Source organism: Nocardia sp. NPDC004573 (assembly GCF_053602135.1).
On sequence record NZ_JBSGDA010000009.1, the window covers coordinates 182,551 to 204,751 of the forward strand.

General features: G+C 69.9%; 20 protein-coding genes. 11 read left to right on the forward strand and 9 right to left on the reverse strand.

Annotated features, from left to right (window positions below; genetic code table 11):
• Positions 1–45: 45 nt before the first annotated feature.
• A complete protein-coding gene (groL, locus tag ACWEKR_RS17085) occupies positions 46–1,656 on the forward strand; it encodes a chaperonin GroEL (RefSeq protein ID WP_452355253.1) in 1,611 nt (536 codons plus the stop codon).
• A 216-nt stretch (positions 1,657–1,872) separates the two neighbouring features.
• Here the strand turns inward: groL and ACWEKR_RS17090 are convergent, their stop codons facing one another.
• From ACWEKR_RS17090 to ACWEKR_RS17100, 3 genes are all read right to left on the reverse strand, one after another.
• Positions 1,873–2,124: an RskA family anti-sigma factor gene (locus tag ACWEKR_RS17090; RefSeq protein ID WP_195084637.1), complete on the reverse strand. Its 252-nt coding sequence runs from the start codon at positions 2,122–2,124 to the stop codon at positions 1,873–1,875.
• A gap of 1 nt (position 2,125) precedes the next feature.
• Positions 2,126–2,701, reverse strand: a complete 576-nt coding sequence (locus ACWEKR_RS17095) for a sigma-70 family RNA polymerase sigma factor (protein ID WP_159839569.1) — start codon at positions 2,699–2,701, stop codon at positions 2,126–2,128.
• A gap of 449 nt (positions 2,702–3,150) precedes the next feature.
• Entirely contained in the window at positions 3,151–3,444 is a 294-nt protein-coding gene (locus ACWEKR_RS17100) for a WhiB family transcriptional regulator (protein ID WP_039796164.1), read from the reverse strand.
• Positions 3,445–4,069: 625 nt separating this feature from the next.
• Between ACWEKR_RS17100 and ACWEKR_RS17105 the strand changes: the two genes are divergently transcribed.
• The 3 genes from ACWEKR_RS17105 (at position 4,070) to ACWEKR_RS17115 (ending at position 6,828) form a co-directional block, all read left to right on the forward strand.
• Complete coding sequence (locus tag ACWEKR_RS17105; RefSeq protein ID WP_452355254.1) at positions 4,070–4,957, forward strand: hypothetical protein; 888 nt, start codon at positions 4,070–4,072, stop codon at positions 4,955–4,957.
• Positions 4,958–5,087: 130 nt separating this feature from the next.
• Entirely contained in the window at positions 5,088–5,666 is a 579-nt protein-coding gene (locus ACWEKR_RS17110) for a sigma-70 family RNA polymerase sigma factor (RefSeq protein WP_039795737.1), read from the forward strand.
• Positions 5,659–6,828 carry an anti-sigma-D factor RsdA gene (locus ACWEKR_RS17115; RefSeq protein WP_452355255.1) on the forward strand — a complete coding sequence of 390 codons (1,170 nt, stop codon included), beginning with the start codon at positions 5,659–5,661 and terminating at the stop codon, positions 6,826–6,828. Before ACWEKR_RS17110 ends, ACWEKR_RS17115 begins: the two co-directional genes overlap by 8 nt.
• Positions 6,829–7,063: 235 nt before the next feature.
• On the opposite strand, the gene ACWEKR_RS17120 is transcribed toward ACWEKR_RS17115, so the two are convergent.
• Complete coding sequence (locus tag ACWEKR_RS17120; RefSeq protein ID WP_039795739.1) at positions 7,064–7,477, reverse strand: DUF5319 domain-containing protein; 414 nt, start codon at positions 7,475–7,477, stop codon at positions 7,064–7,066.
• A 227-nt stretch (positions 7,478–7,704) separates the two neighbouring features.
• Between ACWEKR_RS17120 and guaB the strand changes: the two genes are divergently transcribed.
• Both guaB and ACWEKR_RS17130 read left to right on the forward strand, forming a co-directional pair.
• Complete coding sequence (gene guaB, locus ACWEKR_RS17125; protein WP_195084640.1) at positions 7,705–9,249, forward strand: IMP dehydrogenase; 1,545 nt, start codon at positions 7,705–7,707, stop codon at positions 9,247–9,249.
• 291 nt (positions 9,250–9,540) lie between these two features.
• Positions 9,541–10,704: a GuaB3 family IMP dehydrogenase-related protein gene (locus tag ACWEKR_RS17130; protein WP_452355256.1), complete on the forward strand. Its 1,164-nt coding sequence runs from the start codon at positions 9,541–9,543 to the stop codon at positions 10,702–10,704.
• A gap of 152 nt (positions 10,705–10,856) precedes the next feature.
• Here the strand turns inward: ACWEKR_RS17130 and ACWEKR_RS17135 are convergent, their stop codons facing one another.
• Positions 10,857–11,657 carry an alpha/beta fold hydrolase gene (locus tag ACWEKR_RS17135; RefSeq protein ID WP_452355257.1) on the reverse strand — a complete coding sequence of 267 codons (801 nt, stop codon included), beginning with the start codon at positions 11,655–11,657 and terminating at the stop codon, positions 10,857–10,859.
• A gap of 118 nt (positions 11,658–11,775) precedes the next feature.
• Between ACWEKR_RS17135 and guaA the strand changes: the two genes are divergently transcribed.
• A complete protein-coding gene (gene guaA, locus ACWEKR_RS17140; RefSeq protein WP_159839559.1) occupies positions 11,776–13,350 on the forward strand; it encodes a glutamine-hydrolyzing GMP synthase in 1,575 nt (524 codons plus the stop codon).
• A gap of 51 nt (positions 13,351–13,401) precedes the next feature.
• Here guaA and ACWEKR_RS17145 read toward each other — a convergent pair whose 3' ends face one another.
• The 3 genes from ACWEKR_RS17145 to ACWEKR_RS17155 form a co-directional block, all read right to left on the reverse strand.
• Positions 13,402–13,536 (reverse strand): hypothetical protein, encoded by a 135-nt coding sequence (locus tag ACWEKR_RS17145; protein ID WP_268895590.1) that lies wholly within the window; start codon positions 13,534–13,536, stop codon positions 13,402–13,404.
• Positions 13,537–13,654: 118 nt separating this feature from the next.
• On the reverse strand, positions 13,655–13,873 hold the full coding sequence (locus ACWEKR_RS17150; RefSeq protein WP_452355258.1) for a hypothetical protein: 219 nt from the start codon (positions 13,871–13,873) through the stop codon (positions 13,655–13,657).
• Entirely contained in the window at positions 13,866–15,494 is a 1,629-nt protein-coding gene (locus ACWEKR_RS17155; protein ID WP_452355259.1) for a PspC domain-containing protein, read from the reverse strand. The genes ACWEKR_RS17150 and ACWEKR_RS17155 overlap by 8 nt, the downstream gene beginning before the upstream one ends.
• 211 nt (positions 15,495–15,705) lie before the next feature.
• On the opposite strand from ACWEKR_RS17155, the gene ACWEKR_RS17160 reads away from it, so the two are divergent.
• Together ACWEKR_RS17160 and ACWEKR_RS17165 are read left to right on the forward strand one after the other, a co-directional pair.
• A complete protein-coding gene (locus ACWEKR_RS17160) occupies positions 15,706–17,034 on the forward strand; it encodes an ATP-binding protein (protein ID WP_452355260.1) in 1,329 nt (442 codons plus the stop codon).
• Between the two features lie 128 nt (positions 17,035–17,162).
• Positions 17,163–17,798: a response regulator gene (locus ACWEKR_RS17165; RefSeq protein ID WP_195084849.1), complete on the forward strand. Its 636-nt coding sequence runs from the start codon at positions 17,163–17,165 to the stop codon at positions 17,796–17,798.
• Positions 17,799–17,832: 34 nt separating this feature from the next.
• Here ACWEKR_RS17165 and ACWEKR_RS17170 read toward each other — a convergent pair whose 3' ends face one another.
• Complete coding sequence (locus ACWEKR_RS17170; RefSeq protein ID WP_195084644.1) at positions 17,833–18,954, reverse strand: serine/threonine-protein kinase; 1,122 nt, start codon at positions 18,952–18,954, stop codon at positions 17,833–17,835.
• A gap of 541 nt (positions 18,955–19,495) precedes the next feature.
• Between ACWEKR_RS17170 and ACWEKR_RS17175 the strand changes: the two genes are divergently transcribed.
• The gene (locus ACWEKR_RS17175) at positions 19,496–20,284 is read left to right on the forward strand and encodes a hypothetical protein (RefSeq protein ID WP_452355261.1); all 789 of its coding nucleotides are present in this window, start codon (positions 19,496–19,498) and stop codon (positions 20,282–20,284) included.
• Between the two features lie 310 nt (positions 20,285–20,594).
• Positions 20,595–22,178, forward strand: coding sequence for a DNA polymerase Y family protein (locus ACWEKR_RS17180; RefSeq protein WP_452355262.1), 1,584 nt, complete (start codon positions 20,595–20,597; stop codon positions 22,176–22,178).
• The last annotated feature ends 23 nt before the right edge of the window (positions 22,179–22,201 follow it).

Sequence of the window (22,201 nt, forward strand, 5' to 3'; positions counted from 1 at the left end):
CCCGGGCGGTCCGGAGCGCCGCAATCCACTACAGGAGCGAATTCCATGGCAAAGCAGATCGAGTTCGACGAGAAGGCTCGCCGGGCTCTGGAACGCGGCGTCGACAAGCTCGCCGACGCGGTGAAGGTCACTCTCGGCCCGCGCGGACGGCACGTCGTGCTGGCGAAGTCCTTCGGCGGTCCGACCGTCACCAACGACGGCGTGACCATCGCGCGCGACATCGAGCTCGAGGACCCGTTCGAGAACCTCGGCGCGCAGCTGGTCAAGAGCGTCGCCACCAAGACCAACGACGTCGCGGGCGACGGCACCACCACCGCCACCGTGCTGGCCCAGGCGCTGGTCCGCGCCGGACTGAAGAACGTTGCCGCGGGCGCCAATCCGATCGCGGTCGGCTCCGGCATCGCCAAGGCCGCGGACGCGGTCTCCGAGGCGCTGCTCGCGCTGGCCACGCCGGTCTCCGGTGAGCAGGCCATCGCGCAGGTCGCGACGGTGTCCTCGCGCGACGAGGAGATCGGTGAGATGGTCGGCAAGGCGCTGACCACCGTCGGCAAGGACGGCGTGGTCACCGTCGAGGAGTCCTCGACGATGCAGACCGAACTCGTCGTCACCGAGGGCGTGCAGTTCGACAAGGGTTACCTGTCGCCGTACTTCGTCACCGATCCCGACAGCCAGCAGGCCGTCCTGGAGGACGTGTTCGTCCTGCTGCACCGCGAGAAGATCAGCTCGCTGCCGGACTTCCTGCCGCTGCTGGAGAAGATCGCCGAGAGCGGTAAGCCCGTCCTGATCATCGCCGAGGACGTGGAGGGCGAGGCCCTGTCCACCCTGGTGGTCAACGCGATCCGTAAGACGATCAAGGCCGTCGCGGTCAAGGCGCCGTTCTTCGGCGACCGCCGCAAGGCGTTCCTGGACGACCTCGCCGTGGTCACCGGTGGCACCGTGGTGAACCCGGATCTCGGCATCTCCCTGCGGGAGGCGGGCTTGGACGCGCTCGGCAAGGCGCGCCGCGTCGTCGTCACCAAGGACGACACCACGATCATCGACGGCGCCGGTTCCGCGGCCGACGTGGAGGCGCGGGTCGCGCAGCTGCGCCGCGAGATCGAGTCCACCGATTCCGACTGGGATCGCGAGAAGCTGGAGGAGCGGCTGGCCAAGCTGGCCGGCGGCGTCGCGGTGATCAAGGTCGGAGCGGCCACCGAGACCGCGCTCAAGGAGCGCAAGTACCGCGTCGAGGACGCGGTGAGCGCCGCCAAGGCCGCCGTGGAAGAGGGCATCGTGCCCGGCGGCGGCACCGCGCTGGTGCAGGCCGCGGGCAAGCTCGTCGAGCTGCGCGAGTCGCTGTCCGGTGACGAAGCCGTCGGCGTCGAGGTGGTCCGCACCGCGCTGCAGGCGCCGCTGTACTGGATCGCCACCAACGCGGGCCTGGACGGCGCGGTGGTGGTCAGCAAGGTCGCGGAGGGCAAGGACGGCTTCAACGCGGCCACCCTCACCTACGGTGACCTGCTCACCGACGGCGTCGTCGACCCGGTGAAGGTGACCCGTTCGGCCGTCGTGAACGCGGCGTCGGTCGCCCGCATGGTGCTCACCACCGAGAGCGCCGTGGTCGACAAGCCCGCCGAGGAGCAGAACGAGCACGGCCACCACGGCCACGCGCACTGAGCCCGGCGTCGGGCAATCCGGCCGGCAGGGCCCCTGAACCGCATGGTTCGGGGGCCCTGCCCGTTCCGGCGACAGGCCACGGCCGTGATTTCCGATGACACCGAGAATGTTCCGAGCTCGACACGCTGTCTGCCGCGGGACCGAAAGGGGATGCGGGCCGATCCGGACCGTTCGGCCCGGACGCGCGGAGCGGGAAAACCTGGCGGGACGCCGGATTCAGCTGGCGACCGGCGGCTGTTCGGCGGCGATGGCCGCGAGTAGGCGAGCACGCAGCGACGGCGGCGGAAGGGCCGCCGTGGCTGCGGCGAGAGCGGAAAGCGCTTCTTTCGTGTCTCCGACTTCCCGGATGAACTCCGCGCGTAGCACGGGGTCCTCGCTGTCGAGCAGTTCCTGCACTTCCTGATGGTCTTCGTCGTCGATCGATCCGAGCGCGACGGTGTGCGCGAGATCGATCTGGCGTTCGTTCATCTCACGTCACCCCCAAACTTTTCTTCAGTCGTGTCAATCCGTCCCGGATCCGGGACTTAACCGTAGGCAACCCTACGTCGAGGTAGGTGGCTACCTCCGCATAAGTGCGCCCACCGTAGTAGGCGAGCGAGATGGCTTCTCGCTGGGTTTCGGTGAGTGTGGCGAGACCGGCGAGGACCGCCTGTTGTTCGAACCTGCGCTCGACCTCTTCGGTGACCTCGTCGAATTCGTTGCCGAGCACCCGGATGCCGTAGGCGACCTCGCGCTGGGTGTGGGCCTGCTCGGCGCGCACCCGATCGACGGCGCGCCGATGGGCGAGCGTCATCAACCAGGTGACCGCGGAACCCTTCGCCGGGTCGAAAGTCGAGGCCATCCGCCAGATCTGCAGATAGACCTCTTGCGTGGTCTCCTCCGCGTAGCCCGGATCGTGCAGGACGCGCAACACGAGACCGAAGACGCGCGCACACGTCCGGTCGTACAGTTCGGCGAATGCTTCCTGGTCGGCTCGGCCGCATCGATGCAAAAGAGCGGCGAGCTCGATACTTTCGGCTGCGCGTGCCGTAACCGCAGAATCCACCGTGGGTGGGAAGGCTTCTCTTCGGAACGAGTCGCCCTCTGCGGCCGACGGCCGCGTTGTCACAACGCTCCATTCTGTGTCATCGGTCACTACCGTAGCGCGCCGCTATGACCTCCCTTCCGCTGGGGTGCCCGCGAGTCCGTCACACATCGGCGCCGCGTTGCGGAAAAGCGTCGAGAGGGCGGACATCTCGGAGGGACACGCCGTGACACGCCGAGCACTGTCGCACCGTGCCGCGGAACGACCGTGCCGCGGAAACGGCAGATGCCCGGTTTCCGGCCTTGGTCCGGCGGCCGGCCGATCGAGGGTGACGATCGGAACCCACGCGCCGACCTCGGCGAGGAGCCGATCATCGTGTCGCGTGAGCGGCCCGGCCGAAGCATGTTGCAGTGGCCCGTTGTTTGCTAGGAATTCGACGCCCGGTGGCGTGCGGATGGGGAGGGATTGATTCAGACGGCCATGCGGCGGCGGTTGCGCCGCGCGTGCATCTCGCGCTCGGTCTCCGACATGCCGCCCCAGATGCCGTAGGGCTCGCTGACTTTCAGCGCGTGCGCGCGGCACTGCATGAGCACCGGGCAGGTGCGACAGATCTCCTTGGCGCGCATCTCGCGGGCGGTGCGGGCTCGGCCACGTTCGCCATCGGGGTGGAAGAACACCGCGGAATCCTGCCCGCGGCACGATCCTCGCATCTGCCAATCCCAGACATCGGCGTTGGGTCCCGGGAGGTGGGTCGGCATGGGCATGGTGAACTCCTCGTGGTGCGAGCTCGTCAGCGTTGTCGAGCAGTTGTTCTGCAACAGTTGTGGGCCACGACGCCGGTCGGCGGGGGTACCCGGGGGCTCGCCCTTCGTGGTCGCTGCAATTTCGCGCGGCGCCGTCCGTGGCGATGAGCTACGTTAGGTCCAGCCGCGAAATTCCGTCAATAGTTCGACGCAGCACTTTTCCAAATCTCGCGCTGTGAAATTTAACCTCCGAACTGTTTACTTTTCGCGTCGCTTCCGGCGATACTGTTCGGTTGGCCGGAGGTCCGTGGCTCTCGCACGGGCTATGCTCCTTCGTATTATCGCAGGTAGAAGTGATTTCTGGGCTTCGGCTCCGCTTCGGCGCCGAGGGCACGCGTATGACAGCGGTCACCGCGGCGGCCGACGGCCTTCCCGGCGCGCGGATCCGAAGATGGCGGAAACGGGGCGGGCAGGTTAATTACGCGAAACGCGCATGAATTCCCGGCGGGGCCGCTCGGCGATTGCCGGGCCGAGATTTACCTAATGGAAACATCGGTCCGGTGGGGAAATCCCGGTGGTTGCCGGTCTGTCCTTCGATCACCTTTCGTCGTCCCGGCCCGGGTGCCGCACAGGATAGAGTGCGCCCGTGTTCGCGCCCGCTCCGTTCGCAGACCCTCACGTCGCGGTCCTCGCCGAGGCCGCCTTCGGCGCCGATCCGGGTCGCGCCGCCGCCGATCTGCCGCCCGCCTCGGACGCGCTCGGCGGGTGGTATCGGGCGGTGGTGCTCGGCGGCCAGGGACGTTATGCCGCGGCGCGCGCCGAATTGCGAAGGGTATGCAACCACAGCCGCGACCCCGTTCTCCTCTCACTGGCGGGAAGTACGGAGGGTTCTTTCCTGCGTCAGCTCGGCTGGCACGAGCGCGCGGCGGCGTTCGACGGGCGGGCCGCCGCCGTGATCCTCGCCGCCGACGCCGGGACGGAGGCCACGGCCGTGGGCGGCGCGCCGCCGGAAACCGGCGCGTACCTTCCCGGCCGCGCCGACGCGATCTGCGACGCGCTCACCGGGCTCGCCGCCGACGCGCTCGGGACCGGACGGCTCGCGCTGGCCGCCCGGCTGCTGCGGCGCAGCGCGTCGGCGGCACGGCAGTATGGAGCGGGCTGGCGTCCCGCGATCCGGCTGGGCTGGGTGTCCGCGGAAACGGCCTTGGCAACAGGGGATTTCGAGTCGGCGGCGGAGCACGCGGCGGGCGCGCTGGACCTCGCCGACCGATCCCCGTCGGTACGCCATCAGGTCAAGTCCCGCCTGCTGGTCGCCGCGGCCGACGTGGCGCGCGACGCGCGCGGGGCATCCGGCGTGTCGGCCGAGGACGTCGCCGCGCAGTGCCGCGAGCACGGCCTGCTGCCGTTGCGCTGGGCTTGTGCCATGCTCCGCGCCGGATCGGGTGCCGAGAACGCCGCGGTGGAGGCGGCCGAGTGCGCCGCCGTCATCGCCCGCGCCGGCGGCGCGTTGCGGCCCATGGGCGGCGGGCAGTGATCACGGAGTCACCCGTGTTGCCCAGCTTCGGCCAACGGGTCGCTATTGTTAGATCCGTTCCGCCCCTTCGGTGGAAGCACTGGTCGTCACCGGACCGTGCCACTTTGTAACGCCAGGAATATCTCTGACGATGACGCACACGGGCGAAGAGTTGGACCTCGCCGTCGCTGCCGCTGCGCAGGGCGACAGATCCGCTTTAGCTCAGGTACTGGAGATGATCCGCCCGCTGGTGGTGCGCTACTGCCGCGCGCGGATCGGAGCCGCGGAGCGTGGGCAGCTCTCCGCGGACGACGTTGCGCAGGAGGTTTGCCTGGCTGTGATGACAGCCTTGCCCAGGTATCAAGACCAGGGCAGGCCCTTCATGGCCTTTGTTTACGGAATCGCTTCTCACAAGGTCGCCGACGCACATCGCAACGCCGCCCGTAACAAGGCGGAGGCGATGGCCGAAGTACCAGATGTCATATCCACCGACCAGGGACCGGAACAACGAGCTCTCGAGTCCGAGACGAGCAGGCAGATGAACCGTCTGCTGGCGACGCTTCCCGAGAAGCACCGAGAGATCTTGATCCTGCGCTTGGTCATGGGTTTGTCAGCGGAAGAAACCGCAGTCGCCGTGGGCAGTACGGCGGGTGCGGTACGGGTGGCCCAACACAGGGCACTCGCGAAACTCAAGTCACAAGTGGCGAGGGCAGGTGAAATGTATGGCTAGGGATGGCGAGCGCGGTCGGGGTGACTGGAAGGCGCGGCTTGGATCGCGGAACAGCGGTCCCTACGCCGAGGCGTCCGGTGACACCGGCCCGGTCGACATCGCCGCGGTACGCCGCGACGATGCTCTGATCGATGCCATCGCCAGCGATGGTCCGGTGCACACCGACAGCGCCGAGGAGTATCAGCTCGCGACGTTGCTCGCGGATTGGCGAGCGGAGTTGCTCGAGGCTCCGATGCCGGCCGAACCGGACCTGGATGCGATCGTGGCCGCGGTCAACCAGGAGATCGGTGCGCGGCAGGTTCGCATCGGGGCGCACAACGGCGGACGACTGCGGCTTGTCCGTCCGATCATGGGCGCCGCGGCCGCGCTTGCCCTGGTCATCGGCGGTATGACGGCGTTCTCGTACAACGCCGAACCAGGCGATCCGCTATGGCGGGTCAAGGAGGTCGTGTTCAGCGAGCAGGCCCAGACCACGGTGGTGCAGCGTGCGGGCGACGATCTGAACGAGGCGTCGACTCTGGTCACGCAGAACCCGTCGCAGGCGAAGGTGCGCCTGGAGCGCGCCAAGGAGAGCGCCGCGCAGGTCAGCGATCCAGAGAAGCGCGCCGACCTGATGGCCGAGTGGGAACGACTGCTCGCGGAGTTGCGCAAGGTGGACAAGGAGCTGGCCGACCAGCTCGAGGCGACGGTGCCCAAGACCACCGATCCGCGCGCGACCCCGGGCACCAGTGCGACCACGAAGCCCGGCTCGTCGACCGGCTCGACGATCGTCCAGCAGCCGGGTGAGCCGACGAAGCCTTCCACCACCGTTGATGCGACCGCTCCGAGCGGAGGCGGCACATCGAACAATGGCGGAACTCCGAACGGCGGAACTTCGAACGGCAATGCGCCGACCACGGTGCCGCCGGTGACCACCGCCCCGCCGGTGACCCCGGTCCCGCCGGTGACCGTGGAACCGACGGCGCCGCAGGAACCGCCGGTCACGGAGGTCAAGCCGCCGCCAACGGGCGGACCCACGGGAGACACGGGTAATCCGACGGCGCCGCAGCAACAGCCTCCCACCGCTCCTACGCAGGGCAACACCGGCACCAACAATCAGCCGCCGACCTTCAGCGTGCCCGTCATCCCCAATCCGGGCTCGTTCGTGCCACCCGGTCGCTGAGAGTAGAAAATTCGGGTAAGGCAAGAACCGATCGCCAGCCAGGCGGTCGGCTTTTTGTCTTAGGGGAGCCGGTCTCCCCGGCGAGGCCCATCGGACCGTGATTCATCGGCGGGTCGGCCCGTTCGGGACCGTCGCTTTTCGCTTGTCGAAGTGATCGTGTGCGTCGAAAATCACAGTGGCAAGCGTCGAGTCCGCGCGCCGAGCGTGGCCCGCGTGCGTCTGGGTCGGACCGGGTTCAGCCGTCGAATCCGTCGAATCCGTCGCCGTGGAAGGCCTCGTTCATCGAGGCGTCCGCGTACCCCCGGCAGTAGTCCCAGGTGACGTACGCTTCCGGCGTCGGGTCATAGGCGGGCTCGTGCGGGCGGACCGTGCCGTCGACCAGCAGTTGCAGCAAATTGGCGCGCAACATGTCCCAGTCGTGGTAATGGTCCTGCCTGCAGTCTTCGCAACTGACCACGAGTCCGCGGATACCGCGGTGGGCCAGCAGCGCCTCGTACACCGCGAGGTCGGCGAGATCCTCCTCGACCGCAAGGCGCTCGTGGGGATCCAGCGGTTCGCCGGGCTCGATGGCGTCGAGCGCGGCGGACGGGTCGGAGGGGTCTCCGGCGAACGGATCCGGCGGCAAGCCAGGTGGTAGATGGTCACGCACATCCCCACGGTACGCAGAACAGGGTGGTCTGCGCCAGCTATGCGGCCTGCCAGTTTCGGTGGTGGGCTCACTTCGTCGGCGAGTTCACCGGACAGATACCATGGAGCGCACAGGCTACGGCGGGTCCCGACCGCACCGCCGCCGCACCCACGTCCATCCCATCAGCCGTCACGGCGCCGGTTACCCCGGCGCCGGTCGCTATCGACGTCCAGGAGGGGTCGATCCGAATGAGTAATCCCGTATCGGGCGAACGAATCGCAGTCCGCCCTCCTACGGGTGGCGACGATCCGAACAAGATCGCCATGCTCGGCCTCACATTCGATGATGTGCTGTTGCTGCCTGCCGCCTCGGATCTCATCCCCAGCTCTGTGGAGACCTCCAGCTTGCTGACCAGGGAGATCCGCCTGCGCACCCCGCTGGTCAGCTCGGCCATGGACACGGTCACCGAGGCGCGGATGGCGATCGCCATGGCCCGTGCGGGCGGCATGGGCGTGTTGCACCGCAATCTCTCTGCGGCCGACCAGGCTTCCCAGGTGGAGACGGTCAAGCGGTCCGAGGCCGGGATGGTCACCGACCCCGTGACCTGCCGTCCCACCGATACCCTCGCCGAGGTCGACGCCATGTGCGCCAGGTTCCGCATCTCCGGTCTTCCGGTGGTGGACGAGACCGGTGCGCTTGTGGGCATCATCACCAACCGGGACATGCGGTTCGAGGTGGATCAGAACCGTCGCGTCGCGGACGTGATGACCAAGGCCCCGCTGATCACCGCGCAGGAAGGCGTGACCGCCGAGGCCGCGCTCGGGCTGCTGCGCAGGCACAAGGTGGAGAAGCTGCCGATCGTCGACGGCAACGGACGCCTGCGCGGCCTGATCACGGTCAAGGACTTCGTCAAGACCGATCAGTACCCCAACGCCACCAAGGACCGGGACGGCCGGCTGCTGGTCGGCGCCGCGGTCGGCGTCGGCACGGACGCCTGGTCGCGTGCCATGACACTGGCCGACGCGGGCGTCGACGTGCTGGTGGTGGACACCGCGCACGGGCATCAGGCGCAGGTGCTGCAGATGGTCACCAAGGTCAAGGCCGAGGTCGGCGACCGGATCCAGGTGGTCGGCGGCAACGTCGCCACCCGTCAGGGCGCGGCCGCCCTGGTCGAAGCGGGCGCGGACGCGGTCAAGGTGGGTGTCGGCCCCGGCTCCATCTGCACCACCCGCGTCGTGGCCGGTGTCGGCGCGCCGCAGATCACCGCGATCCTGGAAGCGGTCGCCGCGTGTAAGCCCGCGGGCGTCCCGGTGATCGCCGACGGCGGCATCCAGTACTCCGGTGACGTCGCCAAGGCCATCGCCGCCGGTGCGTCCACGGTGATGCTCGGCTCGCTGCTCGCCGGCACCGCCGAGTCACCCGGCGAACTGATCCTGGTCGGCGGCAAGCAGTTCAAGAGCTATCGCGGCATGGGTTCGCTCGGCGCCATGCAGGGGCGCGGCCAGGCGAAGTCGTTCTCCAAGGACCGCTACTTCCAGGACGACGTGCTCGCCGAGGACAAACTGGTCCCCGAGGGCATCGAAGGCCGGGTGCCGTTCCGCGGGCCGGTCAACCAGGTGATCCATCAGCTGGTCGGCGGTCTGCGCGCCGCGATGGGCTACACCGGTTCGCAGTCGATCGCGCATCTGCAGGAGGCTCAGTTCGTGCAGATCACCGCGGCGGGCCTCAAGGAGAGCCACCCCCACGACATCACGATGACCGTCGAGGCCCCTAACTACACCGGACGGGGTTAGCCCACTAGGTTCATGTACAGGACCAACCGGTCCGTGCATGATTGAGCTTGCCCACCGGCTGTGGCGGTGAGCGAACTGCGGTGAGTCGGTGGTGCATTTGTGCTGCCCACCGCCCCCACAAGTAACCACTGGAGGCGCGAGTCTTACGAGCGCCGTTCGCGGCCCGGCTCGCGTTCCAGCGGTCGAAGCGCATGCGCCGCAGGCGCGCGTCTCGACCGCTGGAACGCGAGCCATCCAGGGGCCGCGAACACGCAGCGCCGCAGGCGCTGCCAAAAATTAAGGAGATTTCGCGTGCGCGACATGGTGGAGATCGGCATGGGCCGGACCGCCCGGCGTACCTACGAGCTGGACGACGTCGACATCGTCCCCTCGCGCCGGACCCGCTCGTCGAAGCAGGTCTCGCTGTCCTGGCAGCTGGACGCCTACCGCTTCGAGATCCCGTTCCTCGCGCATCCCACCGACGCGCTGGTGTCGCCGGAGTTCGCCATCGAGCTCGGCCGCCTCGGCGGTCTCGGTGTGATCAACGGCGAGGGCCTGTGGGCGCGGCACGCGGACGTCGGCGCGAAGATCGACCAGCTGCTCGAGCTGGTCGGCAAGGGCGGCTACGAGCGCGCCGTGGCGCTGCTGCAGGAACTGCACGCCGCGCCGATGCAGCCCGATCTGCTCGCCGCCGCGGTCGCGCAGGTCCGCGCCGCCGGTGTCACCGTGGCGGTGCGGGTGAGCCCGCAGAACGCGCGCACCCTCACCCCTGCGTTGCTGCAGGCCGGCATCGACCTGCTCGTGGTGCACGGCACGATCATCTCCGCCGAGCATGTCGGCGACGGTGAGCCGCTGAACCTCAAGACCTTCATCGCCGAGCTGGACGTGCCCGTGGTCGCGGGCGGCGTGAGCGATCACCGCACCGCGCTGCACCTGATGCGCACCGGGGCGGCGGGCGTGATCGTCGGCTACGGCTCCTACCCCGGAGCGACCACCACCGGCGAGGTGCTCGGCATCGGCGTTCCGATGGCCACCGCGATCGCGGACGCCGCCGCCGCGCGCCGCGACTACCTGGACGAGACCGGCGGCCGCTACGTGCACGTCATCGCGGACGGCGACATCGCCACCTCGGGGCAGCTGGCCAAGGCGATCGCCTGTGGTGCGGACGCCGCCATGCTCGGAGTACCGCTGACCGTGGCCGCGGAGGCGCCGGGCCGCGGCTGGTACTGGCCGTCGGCGGCCGCCCATCCGTCGGTGCCCCGTGGGTCGCTGCTGCACGTCGATGATCCGTGGGATCTCGGTGGCGAGCCGGTCGGCGACACCGTGCGACCGAGTCTGGAGCGCGTGCTCTTCGGTCCGTCCGACGATCCGTTCGGCTCGCTGAATCTCGTCGGCGGGTTGCGCCGTTCGATGGCGAAGGCCGGTTACTCGGATCTGAAGGAATTCCAGAAGGTCGGCCTGAGCGTCCGCGCTTGAGTTGCGTCTGATTTGCAGCGCTGTGCCTGATGTGCAGCGCCTGCGGCGCTCGTGATCGGCGCGCGGCTGGGAGGGCGCGCAGGGCCGCTCGCCGCTGCATTCCGCCACACGGATCGGGTGCAACGGTTTCGATGACTCATCGGGTGAGTGGTTCACCGCACGCGAGTGGGTTTCGTTCTGGCGCGCAGGAATTGCTGGATCGCGTGGTTCACCGGTTCGGGATGGGTCATCGTGACGGCCAGTCGTGCTTCGGCGATTTCGATGAACGTGGCGCCGGACAATCCGTAAGCCAGTTCCTGGGCGCGCTCGCGATCCATGCCGCTGTGCGTGGGGTGGATCACCAAAGCGGGGCAAGCGATTTCGTGCAGGCGATCCAGCACCGAATCGCGGCTGAGCAGGCAGCCCGCCGCCACCTCGATGCCGCGCCGGTCGCGCACCAGCCAGCGCTGGGTCCAGATCGAGCGATACCACTCGTCGTCGCCGATCAGCCAGGAAGCCAGTTGGTGCACGGCCCGTTCGCGGGAGCCGTCGTCGTACCACTCGTCGAGGAACTTCTGAGTGGCGGTGGACTGCTCAGGGGTGGGACCGTGCGCTTCGGTGCTGATCAGGATGAGCGCGGAGACGCGTTCGGGCGCGATCAAGGCGGTACGCAGTGCCGTGAACCCGCCCTGCGCGGTGCCGCCGACCACGGCCTGCTCGGCGCCGAGATGATCGAGGACGGTCAGCGCGTCGCGGGCCGCGGTCCAGTAGGTGAAGGGTAGGCCCTCGTCCCGAGTGCGGCCGTGGCCGCGGGCATCCCAGGAGACGATCCGGAACTCCGGTGCGAGCGCGGCCATTTGGGCGGCGAACATGGTGCGGTCCATGAAGAACTCGTGCGCCAGCAGTACCACCGGGCCGTCCCCGCCGCTGTCCTCGTAGTGGATGTCGGCATCGATCGCGCGGGCGAAGGGCACGAGCAGAAGGATAACCAGCGAGCCGGGCCGCGGGTGACGATTCGGGCGGTCGGCTCGCCCACCGCCCGAGCCGCTGTGCCGATGATTCGCTCGTTCAACCGCTCACTAAACTGGCTGGGTGGCACAAACCCAGAGACCGGTCCTCGTCGTCGACTTCGGAGCACAGTACGCCCAGCTGATCGCGCGACGGGTGCGCGAGTCGAGCGTGTTCTCCGAAGTGGTCCCGCACACCACGACGGTGGAGGAGATCGCCGAGAAGCAGCCGCTCGCGGTGATCCTCTCCGGCGGCCCGGCCAGCGTCTACGCCGAAGGCGCGCCGCAGCTGGACCCGCGTCTGTTCGAGCTGGGGCTGCCGGTCTTCGGCATCTGCTACGGCTTCCAGGCGATGGCCCAAGCGCTGGGCGGCACGGTCGCGCACACCGGCACCCGCGAGTACGGGCGCACCGAACTCAACATCGACGGCGGTTTGCTGCACGGCGGCCTGCCCACCATCCAGCCGGTGTGGATGAGCCACGGCGACGCGGTCACCGACGCCCCCGACGGCTTCGAGGTCACGGGCACCACCGCGGGTGCTCCGGTCGCCGCGTTCGAGGATCGCGCGCGCAGGCTGGCCGGCGTGCAATACCACCCGGAGGTGCTGCACTCGCCGCACGGGCAGCAGGTACTGAGCCGGTTCCTGCACGAACTCGCGGGCATCCCCTCCAGCTGGACACCGGCGAACATCGCCGATTCGCTGGTCGCCTCGGTGCGCGAGCAGATCGGTGACGGGCACGCGATCTGCGGGCTGTCCGGTGGGGTGGACAGCGCCGTCGCCGCCGCCTTGGTGCAGCGCGCCATCGGTGACCGGCTGACCTGCGTTTTCGTCGACCACGGCCTGCTGCGTGCGGGGGAGCGCGAGCAGGTGCAGCAAGATTTCGTAGCCGCCACCGGCGCCAAGCTGGTGACCGTCGACGCGGTGGACAAGTTCCTCGGCGAGTTGAAGGGCGTGACCGATCCCGAGGAGAAGCGCAAGATCATCGGGCGGGAGTTCATCCGCTCCTTCGAGGACGCGGTGAGCGAGGTGGTGCTCGAGCACGGCGAGGCCGACGGCGCGACGCCGAAGGTCGAGTTCCTGGTGCAGGGCACGCTCTACCCGGATGTCGTCGAGTCCGGCGGGGGCAGCGGCACCGCGAACATCAAAAGCCATCACAATGTCGGCGGTCTGCCCGACGACCTGGAGTTCGACCTGGTCGAACCGCTGCGGTTGCTGTTCAAGGACGAGGTCCGCGCGGTCGGCCGCGAGCTGGGGCTGCCCGAGGAGATCGTCGCCCGTCAGCCTTTCCCCGGTCCGGGCCTGGCCATCCGGATCGTCGGTGAGGTCACCGCGGACCGGTTGGAGACGCTGCGCCAGGCCGACGCGATCGCCCGTGAGGAGCTGACCGCGGCCGGTCTGGACGGGCAGATCTGGCAGTGCCCGGTCGTGTTGCTCGCGGAGGTCCGCAGCGTCGGCGTCCAGGGCGACGGCCGCACCTACGGTCATCCGATCGTGCTGCGCCCGGTCTCCAGCGAGGACGCCATGACCGCCGACTGGACCCGGCTGCCCTACGAGGTGCTCGAACGCATCTCGACCCGCATCACCAATGAGGTGGCGGAGGTCAACCGGGTGGTCCTGGACGTGACCAGCAAGCCGCCGGGGACCATCGAGTGGGAGTGATCGCCCGGCTGTATGCCGGGCGGTAGCTCGTCATCGAGCCCGCGGACGAGGTCAGCGGGGGCGGTGGAAGGCGCTGTGCAGGATCAGATGGCCGAGGAGTGCGCCGGTCGAGGCGCCGGGACGGGGATCCGGCGGTGTGGTCCGAGCCGTGGGACGCGCCTGGTCGTTGGGTTTGTCGGAGTTCATGCGGTTCTCCTGTCGTACGACGACGAGGGGGAGTGTTGTCCGGCTCGCCCGGCGTGCCGGTGAGGTCCGGAGATCGAACGCCGAACGGCCCGTCGCGGGGACGGGCCGTTCGGCGTGATCAGGATCGTTTGCGCGGGGAGATCACCAGCGCGATGCCGATGACGATCGCGGCGAGCACGATGATCCACCCGATCGGGATCATGCTGGCCGCGGGCCAGGACGCCGGGCCGACGAAAGCCCACACGCTGATCGCGAGGGACAGCAGTCCCGCGACGAGCAGCGACGCGGCCGGGCCGCGGCGGGAATCGGTCGTCTCCTTCTGCTCGGTATCAGCCATGCTGCACCTCCACGTTTCCGGCGCGGACGTCGACGTTCAGATCCAGGACCGGCGCGCCGGGGGTATTCGGACCGCTGACGCCGTCGACGCAGCGCGCTTCGGCCATGGTCGCCGCGCAGTGCGTGCGGACGGTCATCTCCGCGGGCAGCAGGACACGGGCCTCACCCATCCGGACGTCGAGGTCCACGGTGCGATTCTCGGTCAGTTTCACCGACCTGAGGTCCAGCGTGCCGGACCCCATGGTCACCCGGTAGTTCGACGCCAGGTCGGCGACGGAAGCCGGCGCCCAGGTGTGGTCGCCCATCGCGCCTTGCTCGAAGTGGATCGGACCCACCGCGGAGGCGAGCAGCACGAACCCGGCGAGTGGCGCGGTGAGCACCAGTAGGCCGTAGCCGCGGCGCAGGAATGCCCCGAGCACCAGGCCGAGGCCGATCACGGCGAGCGCCGCCGCGGCGATCCGGCCGGGTGTCATCCACTCCGCGCCCGAGGCCGCCGCCGCACCCGCGCCCGCTGCCGCGAGGATGGCCAGGCCGATCACCACCGGGGTCAGGCGCGAGCGGGGACGCTTCGGCGGCGGGGCGACGACGGTGCGGGCCGGCGTCGGCTCCGGGAGGTCCCAAGCGAGCGGGGCGACGCCAAGCGGATCCCAGGAAGGTGGGGTCGAGCCGCCGATGATGGCGGAGTGCGCGGCCACGGGGCGGTGCGTGGTCGCGACCGGCCGGGACACCGGAACGTCTTTGCCGAGGGCGACCGGACCATCGGATGAGGTCCCGGCGACGGATTCGCGCCTGTCGGTCGTGGCGGGCGCGGTTCGGCCGACTGCCTCGGCTTGCCCGCCGCCGGCCGCAGCCGGTCCATGATCATCGACCGCGGTGGGCGAATCGGCCCGGTCGCGGTCGTCGGCGGACGAATTCGTCTCCGCCCCCGCGGCGGGCATCGCCGACGTTTCCGGAGCCACGGTCGCGGGCTTGTGCAGCGGGACCGTGGTCGCAGCGCCGTCAGGCGCGGGCGCCTCCGGAACGTAGGCGTCCGGCAGCTTCGTATAAGGGGTGTACACGCTGGTCGGCGGAACGTACATGTCTCCGACGGTCCGGGGCGCTCCCGGCGGGAAGACCGCGCCGGGGTAGCCGGTGGCGGTGATCCCGCCCTCCGGGGCGAATCCGAACGCCTCGGTGGTTCCTGGCGGCGGGTTGGGCGTGCGCAGGTGCAGCATCCACCAGCCCGCCAGCATCAGGGCGAGGCTGATCAGACCGGATCCACCGAGACCGACCCCGACCGGGCCCATCGTGCTGACCGCGATGGCCAGGGCCACGATCAAGACGATGGTCTTGGTCTGCGACTGCGAGCTGGGGCCCTTGCCGACCAGCGACTCGGCCGCGGACGCCTGATCGCCCGCCGCGCTCAGCAGCAGCCAGGCCAGCAGGTAGAGCACCATGCCCGCGCCGCCGAAGATCGTCGAGACGACGAACGCGACGCGCACCAGCACCGGGTCGATCTCGTAGCGGCGCGCGAACCCCGCCGCGACGCCCGCGATCGGTCCCTGTCGCGGCAATCGGACCGGCCGGGTCTGCCATATCTGCTGGACCTGGTCGCCGAAGCTCGTTTTCGTCATGTTTCCCATGGTGTGCCGCGCCACGGAATCGGCGCATCGGGGGGAACCCTGAAAAACGGCCTGAACACTTTGGACCGATCCACTGATGTAGCAATCACCCAGCTATGTCTGTGCCCGGCTGGGACCGACCGCGTCTGCCCTGGTCGGCATGGGTGTCGTCCAGCAAGATCAGGGTGAATCCCGATGGCTGGCAGCTGCGTTGTCGGGCAGTATCGAAGACATGTACCCGTCTGTTCCCGCGTTCGACACTCGGGGGTTCGACGCTGCCCGTGGGCTGGGACCCGCGCCCGCGCCGGTTCCCGGGCCGCCGCAGGCGCGGATGGTCCGCCGGTCCGGCGGCCGGATCGTCGGCGGGGTGGCCGGCGGTCTGGCCGACCACTTGGACGTCGACGTGTTCAAGGTGCGGATGGCGTTCGTGCTGTTGTCCGCGCTGGCCGGGGCGGGCATCGTCGCCTACGGGCTGCTGTGGATCTTCTCGCCGGGCGGGTCGGACCAGGCGAAACCCTCCGGTGCGGAGCGTCGGCAGGCGATCGGGCTCGCTCTGCTCGGGCTCGGGCTCGCGGTCGCCGTGTCGTGGGTGTTCAGCGGGACGGCGGCGAAGGTGATCGCGCCGATCATCGTGGTCGCGGTCGGTGCGGCGCTGGTATGGCGGGAGTACGACGTCGACGGGCCGCGTTCGCTGCTCGGCATGCCCGCGCGGCCCTCGGTGGTCACCTGGTCGCGCATCGTCGCCGGTGTGACGCTGATCGTGGCCGGTCTCGGAGTGGTGGTGCTTGCGCGGATCGATCTGAGCTCGCTCGGATCGGCGCTGCTCGCGGTCGCGGTCACGTTGATCGGCGCAGGCTTGCTGACGGTTCCGTTGTGGCTGCGGATGATGCGCGCGTTGAACGCCGAGCGGGCCGCGCGCATCCGCAACGAGGAACGCGAGGAGATCGCCTCGCATCTGCACGATTCGGTGCTCCAGACGCTCGCGCTCATCCAGCGCCAGGCCGACGACCCGCAGGAGGTGCTGCGACTGGCCCGCAGCCAGGAGCGGGAATTGCGGAAATGGCTGTTCGAGGATGCCGCCCCCGCGCAGTCGAGCCTGGCCGCGGCCCTGCGGACCATCGCGGGCGAGGTGGAGGACCAGCACGGCGTGAAGGTGGCGCCGGTGACCGTCGGCGACGTGTCGATGGACGTCGACGGCTCCGGGGCGGGTCTGCCGAAAGAGCACTTCACCGCATTGCTCGGCGCGAGCAGGGAAGCCCTGGTCAACGCCGCGAAGCACGCGGGCGTCCCGGAGATCGACCTGTTCGCCGAGGTGGAGCCGCATCAGGTGAGCATCTTCGTCCGTGACCGCGGCTCCGGCTTCCACCTCGCGTCCGTGCCGGAAGATCGCCGCGGCCTGGCCAAGTCCGTGCGCGGCCGGATCGAGCGCCGCGGGGGTCAGGTGGACATCCTGTCGACGCCGGGCCGCGGCACCGAGGTCCGGATCATCATGCCGCGCAGCGACTCCGGTTGCCCCACCGCGGAGGAAGAGCCGGCTCCCGCCGCGGGTGTCCCCCGCTAGGACGCGGACTCCTTCGATTCCGCGCGGTCGGCGCAGCCGGCGCCCGGACGTGACATTCTGCGGAGCGCGTGGGGGATGAGTGTGGTACGGGTTGGGGGTCATGGGTCGGTTAGGAGAAGTAGGTGACCGTGCGGGTCTTTCTCGTCGATGATCACGCCGTTTTTCGGTCGGGTGTGCGTGCCGAGTTGAGCCGGGAGGCGGACATGGAGGTGGTCGGGGAGGCCGGCGGGGTGGCGGCGGCGGTGGCCGGGATCAACGCCGAGCGCCCGGACGTCGTCCTGCTCGACGTGCACATGCCCGACGGCGGCGGGGTGGCGGTGCTGGCCGGTATCGAACCGGGACCGGTGTGCCTGGCGTTGAGCGTGTCCGACGCGGCCGAGGACGTGATCGCGGTGATCCGGGCCGGGGCCAGAGGGTATGTGACCAAGACGATTTCGGGAGCCGAGCTGGCCGACGGCATCCGCAGGGTGGCGGGCGGCGACGCGGTCTTCAGCCCGCGATTGGCCGGATTCGTGCTGGACTCGTTCACCGGGAGATCCCCGGTGCCCGAACCGCCCCTCGACCCCGAACTCGACTCACTGACGCCGCGCGAGCTGGAGGTGCTGCGCCTGCTCGCCCGCGGCTACACCTATCGCGAGATCGCCGAAAACCTGTTCATCTCCGTGAAAACCGTGGAGACGCACGCCTCCAACGTGCTGCGCAAGACTCAGCAGTCCAACCGCAACGCCCTGACCCGCTGGGCCCACCGCCGCCGCATCGACTGACCGCCGCTCGCACACCGCTGGATACGCGCGGAGGTCAGAGGACGGCGACGATGATCGCGATGATGATGATCAGGCCGATCAGAAGACCCACGGCGATGGCCAAGGGGGCGTTGCTCGGCTGCGGGTTCCTGGCGCGCTGCCCAGGTGTGGCCGCGGTGGCGCCCACGTGGTTGCGATGCGGGCGAGGGAGCGGCGTGGAGTGGGGGCTGCGGATGCCGGACGCCGAATTGCGGGCGGCCCAGAACGGGATGGTTCCGTCCTCGGTGCGGACGGGCGCGCCGAGAATGTACGGTCCGGTGCCGGGACCGAAAGCCGCGGTGAGGATCTCGTCGCGCGCCTCGGCCATGGTCGGGCGGCGCTGCGGCGCGGGCTCCATCATGTGCAGCAGCGCCTGGGTGAGCGCGCCGCTGCGGGTCGGCGGGATGATCTGCGCCATGGCGGCGCGGTGCACGATGACGTCGCTGTCCTCGTCGAAGCCGTACGGCGGCTGCCCTTCGATCGCGGTGTAGAGCGTGGCGCCCAGGGAGAACACGTCGCTGGCTTTGGTCGGCTGTGCCCCGCGCGCCACCTCGGGCGGCAGGTAGGAGGGGGTGCCGGTGATCACGCCGTCCGGTTCGTCGGACAGATCGCCCGCACCGCGGGAGATGCCGAAGTCGCTGAGTTTCGCCATGCCCACGCCGGGGCCGCGGTCGGCGACGAGGATGTTGCCCGGCTTGATATCCCGGTGCACGATCCCGACCGCGTGCGCGGCGGCCAGCGCGTCGGCGACCTGAGCGCCGATCTGCGCGACCTCGATCGGCGGCAGGGTGTCGACCAGCGCGAGCGCTTTCGCGACACTGCGGGAGGGTAGGTGCTCCATCACCAGCCAGGGCTCACCGGCTTCGAGCACCACGTCGTAGACGGCGATCGCGTGGTCGTGCGAGAGTTTCGCGGCGACCCGGCCCTCGTGCATGATCTGGTTGCGGACGGCGTTCGCTTCTTCCTCGTCCAGCCCGGCCGTGGTGAGCACCTGCTTGATCGCGACGTCCCGGTCGAGCAGGCGGTCGTGCGCCAGCCAGACCGCGCCCATGCCGCCGCCCCCCAGCTTCGACTGGAGGCGATAGCGGCCTGCGACGAGATATTGGGGGCCGACAGTGGGACGAGCGCGTTCGGTCACGGGTGCAGGGTAGCGGAAAATGAGGCTAGCTGGCCTGATTCGTGTTCGCGCATAGGCGCGACAGCAGGCGCGGCCGTACGGCCGGGGGTGCCTGCTGACGTTGGGTCGGATGTGTGTCACACACCATACCGATGAACGGGTGCTGCGGTGCTGTAGCCGGGCATCCGCCGGATTCTGCCCCGCCTGTTCTCGCATCGAGAATCACGTCCCTCGGCGTAGGTTGCCGGGCGGAATCGGGGTTGCGATCCCGGTTTGCCGGCGGATCGCGTTCGCCCGCGGGCAGGACGCGCGTCTGCCGGAGCCGGGTCCGCCGCGCGGCTGAATGCGCGCCCGGCCTGGGGGCCAGGGCGGAATCCGCTCGATGCACCGTTCGGGCGACACGAAGCGCTGCGCCCTTGACGAAACCTGGGGGTCGGTTTCTACTGAGTCGGTATCGAACGTATATTCGATACGAATCGATAGCTGGATCGGTGCTGACGCTCGAATAGAGGGTCGCTCCGCATGCTTCGCCTCGGGTCCATCGTGGGAAGTAGGTGTTGGGATGGGTTCGGATGCGATCTCGCAGGGAGGGGTGAATCGGGGCGCGCCGGCGCGCAGTGGTGGGCGGGGGGATGCTCCATCACTGGCTGAACTGCGCAGACGCATGGCCGCGGTACCGGGTCGCGGGGAATCGGCGGCGCATCGGGTGCCGCTCGGCGCCGGGTCGCGGGGAATGGCGCTGCCCGTGCCCGCGGCGCTCGCACCACTGTTGCCCGATGGTGGCTTGGCCAAGGGTTCCGTCGTGGCGTACACGGGGGCGAACTCGCTGCTGGCCGGCCTGCTCGCCGCGGTGACCGAAGGCGGCGGGCATGCGGCGGTGGTCGGCATGCCCCGGCTCGGTCTGCTCGCCGCGGTGGAAATGGGCGCGCAGCTGCGGCGACTGGCCGTGATCGCCGACCCCGGCCCCGACCCGGTAGAGGTGGCCGCGGTGCTGCTCGACGGGCTCGATCTGGTCGTGCTCGGGCTCGGCGGCGGCGCCGTCGCGCCCGCGCGCAGCCGGGTGATCGCGGCCCGCGCCCGCAACAAGGGCGCCACCCTCGTGGTCGCCGACGGTCGCTGGCCGGGCGCGTCTCTCCGGCTCGACGCCCGTGTCTCGGGGTATACCGGGCTCGGCCGCGGGCGTGGACGCTTGCGTTCGCTCGGCTTGACGGTCGAGGTGCGTGGCAAGGCGGGACCGCCGCGGCGCGGACGGCTGGATCTGTGCCCGAACGCCGGACGCGTGGAATGGGTGCTGCGCGAAAAAGCCGCTCGAACAGTCGAAGCCATCGACACGCAGGAGGCGGTGTCGTGAGTGTGCCTGCGAGCTCCGCGGCTGCCCCCGGCGTCTCGACGACTCCGGCCACCCTCCGCCGGGAGCGATCGCTGCCGAGCCGGCCCGGCGCACCGACCGAGCGATTCGGCGCGGCTGGTCACGACGGCCGCAACCGCGATCCAGGGGTGCGGACGGGCGGCAGCGAGCGCGCGCGGGGCCGGTGTGACGGTCTTGCCCGCTATCTCGAGCCCATGCCCGGCGATGCCCCGGCCCGTTCCGCCGGAGCAGTGCGTTTGCGCGGACGCACTGGTCGCCGGAAACCGGGGATGGTGGAAGGTCGTGCGGCGCCGTGACCCGGCCGGGGTCGAAACGGGTGCTCGCACTGTGGTGCCCCGACTGGCCCGCGGTCGCCGCGGCGGCGGTGGCGGGACTGCCCGCGACGCGGCCGGTGGCGGTGTTGTTCGCCAACCGGGTAGTGGCCTGTTCGGCGATCGCGCGAGCCGAAGGGGTGCGGCGCGGCCTGAAACGCCGAGAAGCGCAGGCGCGGTGTCCCGAGCTGTACCTCGCGCAACAGGATCAGGATCGCGACGCGCGACTGTTCGAACCGGTGGTGGCGGCGGTGGCCGCGACGGTGCCCGGAGTGGAGGTGCTGCGTCCCGGGTTGCTGGTGCTCGCCGCGCGCGGTGCGGCGCGGTTCTTCGGGTCCGAGGAGGCGGCGGCCGAGCGGCTGGTCGACGCGGTGGCCGCGGCCGGGGTGGAGGCGCAGATCGGGATCGCCGACGAGTTGTCCACGGCGGTGATCGCCGCCCGGCGCGCCGCGATCGTGCCCGCGGGGGCGGGAGCGCGCTTCCTCGCGCCGTTGCGGGTCGGGGAACTCGCGGTCGAGCCGAGCTTGGCCGCACCGGAACGCGCCGATCTGGTCGATCTGCTGCACCGCTTGGGTTTACGCCGGATCGGGGATTTCGCCGCGCTCTCGGCGGCGGAGGTCGCCTCTCGGTTCGGGACCGACGCCGTGCTCGCGCATCGCTGCGCCAGGGCCGAGCCGGAGCGTCCGCCCTCCGCGCGGCAGCCGCCGCCGGATCTGGTGGTGGAGTACCGCTGCGATCCGCCGATCGAGCGGGTCGATGCGGCGGCCTTCGCCGGACGCTTGCTCGCCACCCGGCTGCACAGCGCGCTCGCGGCTGCCGGGCTGGCCTGCACCAGGCTTTCGGTGCACGCGGAAACCGGTGCTGGAGAAGATCTTTCGCGGATCTGGCGCTGCGCCGAGCCGCTCACCCCGGAGGGCACGGCCGATCGGGTGCGCTGGCAGCTGGACGGCTGGCTCACCCGGCGTGCCGGCGCGCGACCCACCGCGCCGATCACCGTGCTGCGGCTGGAACCCGTCGAGGTGATCACGGCGGGCGCGCTGCAACTCGGGTTGTGGGGTGGAGACGGGGAAGAGGACGAGCGTGCCCGTCGCGCGCTGATCCGGGTGCAGGGGCTGCTCGGCGGGGCATCGGTGCGGGTCGGCGTCCTGAGCGGCGGACGCGGACCCGCCGAGCGCATCACCATGGTCACGCTGGGCGATGAACTCGTCCCCGCGACCGACCCGGCGCAACCCTGGCCGGGGCGGCTGCCCGAGCCCGCCCCCGCCGTGATCCTGCTGAACCGTCCGCTGGTACGGCTGGAAGCCGCCGACGGCGCGCTCGTCAAAGTCACCGACCGCGCCCTGTTCGACGCCGACCCCGCACTGCTGCGGTGGGGAAGCAAACAGTGGCGGCTGACCGGCTGGGCGGGCCCGTGGCCGGTGGACGAACGCTGGTGGGCGCCCGATTCGGACGACGCGTTCACCGCACGCGCACAGGTCCAGCTCGATGACGACCCTGCCGCGGGCAAAGTGCTGTTGCTGATCTATCACGACGAGACTTGGCGGGCCGAGGGGCTTTACGACTGACGCCCTGCGCGCCACTGCACGTG